Here is a 5,931-nt window from a genome sequence, read left to right as displayed (position 1 = left end):
AGATGCCTCCGGTGACGTGGAAGCAGGCGGCCAATCAGTTTGCCATTCTGTTCGGCGAACGCTTCACCAACGCATTGCACTAGAATTTTTTAACCGACCTTCACACACAGAATTTCTGACACTACCCGAGCGCGCTGACAATCTGATCGACCTTCAACAGATTAAGTTCACGCCGAACGCGGATGCGCATCCGCTATGCTGGGACTGGATGCTCGAGAAGTCCGGCAAGACGGAGCGATCAAGGTCGATGCTGCGCAAATGGTTCGATGCGTTCAAGGCGCTGGATCCGGCGCGCACTGGCGTGCTCTCGTTGAAGACCAACCGCCGACCGGATGCCGATATCGAAGTTTGCCTCGACGGGGGCAAGATATCCTTCGCTAAGATTCCCGAGCCCAGGCGTTCTGAGGTCATCGCTGAACTAGGTGGCGGACAAAACTGTGAGGCGTTCTTCAGCCAACTGCGTATTCTCCATAGCGACAAGGGGTTTGACACGCTGGAGCAAGAGGTCGATGCGCGACTTCGCAAACACGGTACCCTTGAGGGCATTGCCACGCTCAAGAACGTCGCGTTGAACTGGGCAACGCGGAAAAACTTCCCGCCCCCGGATGGTTGGATAACGCTGGATCAAGTACGTACCATCTTGCGGTCGACCCCGCCGGCGCCTTTGCCCGAGGACTTTGTTGTCCCTTTGGGCTATGAGGTGCCTGACGAGACGTTTAATCGGGAGCTCTTACGGGATGCTATTGCTGCTGCCGGGAAAACGATCGTGCTTACGGGGCCACCCGGTCGTGGGAAGAGCACTTACTTGAGCGCGCTGTGCGATAAGCTCGCTGAACAGAACGTCCCCACCGTCCGGCATCACTACTTTCTATCGACGACAGAGCGAGGACGCGACCGGGTAAACAGTTATGCGGTCGAACAATCTATCGCAGCGCAGATCCAGCGGTTTCATCCTGATGTCCAAGCGCCAGCGGGCGACCTGCGCTCACTCCTCGAAGCGTGTGCTTCTCACTACAAGAATCAGGGTAAGCCGTTTGTTCTTGTCCTGGATGGCCTAGATCACGTCTGGCGCATCAATGCTGCGGACAAGCGACCGTTGGACGACGTGTTCTCTCAGGTGATCCCATGCCCAGAGAACATGGTGCTGCTTGTAGGCACTCAACCTGTCGATGATGCCCAACTGCCGACGGATCTGCTTAGCGTCGCGCCCAAGGCCGAGTGGCGCACATTGCCGACGATGTCTGAAAACGCAGTCTTATCCTACTTGCGCAAGGCGGTTAAGGAAGGGAGGCTTGCCACTGGCTTCGAAGGTGGGGGCGAGGTGGAAAGGCAACTGGAGGAGGCAGCAACCGCCATTCGCACGAGGACCAACGGTCATCCTCTGCACGTCATCTATGCGACTGCGGAGCTCGAGCATACTGGACGTAGTCTGTCGAAGTGGGATGTCGAGCGGCTGAAGGGGGACTTGAGCCAAGATGCAAAGTTCTACTATGCATCGCTTTGGGAAGGTCTTCTTCCAAGCCTCAAGGACACGCTGAGGCTCATCTGTGCCCTCCCGTTTTTCTGGCCTAGAGCGGCATTTGCAGAGATCGCCGCGAAAGTCGGTGCTGCAGAGCCTGGTGTTGAGAAAGTGGAGCATCTTCTTCACTCTTCGGCGCCTGGTCTGAAGGTTTTTCACGAGAGCCTGGCGGTTTTCGTACGCGCAACCGCAGGTTACCTCGAACGCATCAACGAACTGATGCCTGCAGTAGCAAGCTGGTTGGAGAACTCTGCGCCGGCTTCACTGCGCGTGAACTGGCTCTGGACGGTTCAAGCGAGACAGGGGGCCCCTAAAAATCTCATCACCGGCCTCACCCGCGACTGGATCATGCTCCGCCTCGAGGAGGGATATCCCGAATCGCTCTTTGACACGTTACTTTCCGATGCGTTGGTCGCAGCGTTGGACACCAAGGAGTTTGCTGATGCCTACCGGCTCGAGCACCTCAGGGCCCGGATGGTAGGCGGCAGCCAGTTCCAGATGCAAAACGATGACATGGCCAGGCTGATCTCGTTCACGTTGGCCTTGACCTCAGAGGAGGGTGTCGTGCTAGAGGCTATGGCGTCCAGGCATGAGACCGACATCCTGCGGGTTGCCGCGCTTGGGCTGGCCTTGCGCGCTCGAGGCGACACCATTTCGGCCGAAACATGCGGTGAAGAGGCGCTTCGGCGATTCAGAGGACTGAGTCGTTTCTCCAACAGGTACGCATCGAACGCCGGCTCTGATGAGTTCGAGTTTCTGGTTGACGCATTTGCGCGGCTCGGTGCCATTGGCGCGACGTCGACGTCGCTGATCAAGCTTGTTTCCGACAACGGGTCGATCGTGTGGCTCCCGCGAGTGCGCATGCTGATAGAGGAAGGCAATCTGGATGAATTGATGGCGGTCGCTGCTTCGCTTGTCCCCGGTGAGAGCAAGAGCATACTCAGCGATGCCTGCATCCGTGCGGCAGCGACCGCTGGAGTGAGTATTGCCGAGCGCGATGACTTCAGCGAGCTTGCCCGAACGCCACTCGTCGCTGCTGTGGAGGCGGCACACACGCGAGTCTCCAAGCCGTTGAACGAGCCTATCCCTATTGACTGGCTTAAGGGCGACTATTATGAGCGCAAAGAAGATCTGGCGACGCTCGCGCACCATTGGTTCTTTAGCGCCATTCATCTGTGTCTGTGCATGACGGCAGAGGGGCAGACCGCCTTTGAGTTCGCACGAGCCCCCACCTACGAAGACAGAGAGAACATTTCCGACTTTCTCGACGCACTCTCTGTCGCCGCAGCACAGGTTGCGCATCATTGGTGGCGGGGGGAGTTCGTGGATTTCCACGAGCTGTTTGATCTGCTCAAGACGGTGGAATTCAGACGTTTCAGGCAGGGGCATGATGCGAGCTCTGCGGCTGAGGATTTCCGGAGTGCTTTGCATTGCATTGCCTGCGATATTCGCTTGGGGAGCATCCTATTGGATCACTTCGGTGAAGTAGCTCTGACCGAGGAAACAATAAAGGCCGCAGGACAGTGTGCTTGGTTCGATAACCCGTCCTTTCGCACACAGTACGCAGCTGGATTGCTGACCAGGATGAGCGACGAGGCGGCGGCGGTACTCGTCCAATCCCAGCGTGTCCTGCTTGATACAGAGATTCGTCAAGAGACCAGTGTTCATCTTCAGACGCCACTCCAACTCTGTGGCATCGCGCTAACCCATGGGTTGAGCATCGACGCTCGCGAGCTATGCAAGCAGACGTGGGAGCTGACGACGGGCTATGCGCATCGCAAGGATCCTACACTGAACAACACGGTCGATGCCATCGGCTACCTGGTCGACGGCGCGCCAGACGACGCTCGTCGGTTACTCGCCCTAATCGCGCCGCAGATTCATCACATTCTGGATTACACCGACGGAAAGGGCACTAGATACGTTCTGCCGGCCGCTGATCGGTTGCTTGCAATATTGAAACCATCAGCACTGATCGTCAAATACGAGGAGCACATTCACGCGGGTGACTGGTCGCATGCGGAAGACAGTCTGCGCGCATACGTGAAGCAGGGCGTCAAGAATGATTGGCCTTTGGACGCATTGATGAGAACTGGTCTGCATCCTGAGATCCACGATCTGTTGAACCGACTTGCAAACGAAGGCAGCGAAAGCGCTGCGGAGCGGCTTCGCACTCTTCGGGAGCATGTCGGATGGGACGTCGGTGTGCTGCAACGCTCTGACTCTCTCAGCAGCGATAGGGACAACAAGCCTTACACCGGAGACGTCACAACCTTTGTACCTGAGCAACTCGACGAACTGCTTGAGAGCCTATCGTCGGCCAGCTACAAAGAACAGCAGAGACTTCTTCGTGTCTGGTACCAGCATTGGGATCAAGCCGGACAAGGTAAGCGATTACTAGGGGCACTCGATGGCCTGCTTCTATCGGAAGAGGGGCGACGCAATGGGATTCTCGTTTTATCCGACCTTGCCTTTCGGACGAGGCGCAAACTGAGTGGTGCGAATGCAGCATGGAAGTACTTGGTCCAGGCGCAGATTCTCAACGGTGCTTGGGGGGGATTTTCTGAGAACGAAGAGAAGACCCGAAGCAGGCTCGATTTGGTCGTCCAGAACTATCCTCTGCGTTGCGATGAGTTCGTGTCCGCCACGACATATGGCATGTTTGCCGATCCGGAGCGGCCACGTGTGGCACCTTCCGAATTGATGGTCTACTTTTATGCGAAACAGCAGCGGATCGCCGAGGCCGTGAAGTTTGCGGAGACAATGGTCAACTGCGTCATTGACGACACGCGCACTTTACCGCTGGAACGCCCTCGCTGGCAGGCAAAGTTGGTTTCCAAAGAAAGCCAAGATTCGGCGCAAGAACTTCATATCCTCATTGCCAGGCTTGGTTGGCCGTCGACCTCCGCTAGATGGTGGACCATGCAGGAACTGGCCACTTGGTTGAGCGAGCCGAATTCGAGGACCGAAACGGAGTCGGCGCTGCTTCAGTTATTGGAGCAACGCAAGCTTGAGGCCGAAGTGATTGAGGTCCTCTGCATCTTTTGGATAGCGGTGCAAGTGCATGGCTATTCGCCTACTCCCAAGCTAGTCGAGAGTATTCCAAAGTCATCCATACTCTCAGACTTGCTGTTGGAAAGTCTTGGCTTGCTGGATGAAGGTAGGAATGAAGGACTGGAAGAAGTACCCGTGGAGTTCGAGATCCCGCAAGACTTTAACGGCGTACAAGGCTCAGATCTGCCGCGAATCTTCCGGACCTCAATGGGCAAGCTCGAGCACCACACTCAATTGCCGTTCGTAAGGCAGATGGCGTTTGAGTGGGCGACGAACCGAGCCGCCTACCCAGACGCTCCCTTCCAAGGCGATCCTTGGCACTTCTTGCGGCCTCTGGGTGATGGTTTTGTCGGACAGCTCTCGTCGCGAACTGCCCTACGGGTTATCTCTGCCTATCTTCGCACGTTGGCCGTGGCTGAGGCGTTCTGGGGTATGCCGCCGCATCAAGCCGACGAAAAAGTATTATTGGCATTGCCTGTCCATCCAAGCTTGGCTCTGCTTAGACCTCGACGTCCTGCCTGGTTCCCGGCGAATACGGACTTCGATGGCGATACCAATTCTATCAAGGCATCCTTGGAAGCTTTAATTGGCCGTGTGCAAGCGGCGCGGCCAGGGGATGAATTGATAGCGTTCAGCTCGCCGATCATGATGACGATGGATCGGTGTGTGGAAGTTTCGATCGTGCGATGGTCGCAGGCGGTCGGGAGTAAGATTGCCGACGCGAATCTGGCTACGCATCTAAAGACTGTCTGGGATAGCGGGTGGATGCTTCGAAGCGTAGCTCCAGAGCCAATGAGTACGACGACGGTTTTGATTCTTCCCCAACTTGAAAAATTGATGGAGGATGAATGCAAGGCTTGGCCGCTCGCTGCACCGCTCGGTTTGGACCGCCTGGGCTATCTTCAACACGACTTGTATCCAGGACGGCTCTTTCTTCCAACGCTACCTGGCCGTGATCAGGCCGAGATCATCCCCCACGCTGGGCAACTGGAGATCAAGGTAGGCGAGCAGGTCGTCGCGGATTTTTGTTACTGGAATGCCGGTTGGGGAGCCGCGCGCCCGATGCAGTTCGGCGGTAATTGCGGCACGGCTCTTATTTCGCGGGGCATAGGCTACCGTGAAGGGCATTTCTCAACGAGTGGGCCGTTGCGTTCGTTCTATCTGTGGCAGGTGCGAACACTGCACCGAACCAATACATTCGATAGGTTTAGCGAAATGCTGGCTATAGGGGTTGAATCGCCCCGGCTTTACTAGACACATCTGAGCCTATAAATTTATAGGTTAACGGAGGTGTTATGAGTGCAAAGCGATATACAGAAGAATTCAAGATTGAAGCAGTCAAACAGGTCACAGAACGA

General features: G+C 56.3%; 1 protein-coding gene. It reads left to right on the top strand.

Translation table 11 applies throughout. The annotated features are described in order from the left end of the window. Positions 1-208 precede the first annotated feature (208 nt). Positions 209-5,827 carry an NACHT domain-containing protein gene (locus tag IXC47_RS19105; protein WP_230089671.1) on the top strand — a complete coding sequence of 1,873 codons (5,619 nt, stop codon included), beginning with the start codon at positions 209-211 and terminating at the stop codon, positions 5,825-5,827. Positions 5,828-5,931 lie beyond the last annotated feature (104 nt).

It is taken from the genome of Herminiimonas contaminans (assembly GCF_015645465.1).
Classification (GTDB): Bacteria; Pseudomonadota; Gammaproteobacteria; order Burkholderiales; family Burkholderiaceae_D; genus Oxalicibacterium; species Oxalicibacterium contaminans.
This window is presented reverse-complemented; position numbering and strand designations above follow the sequence as displayed.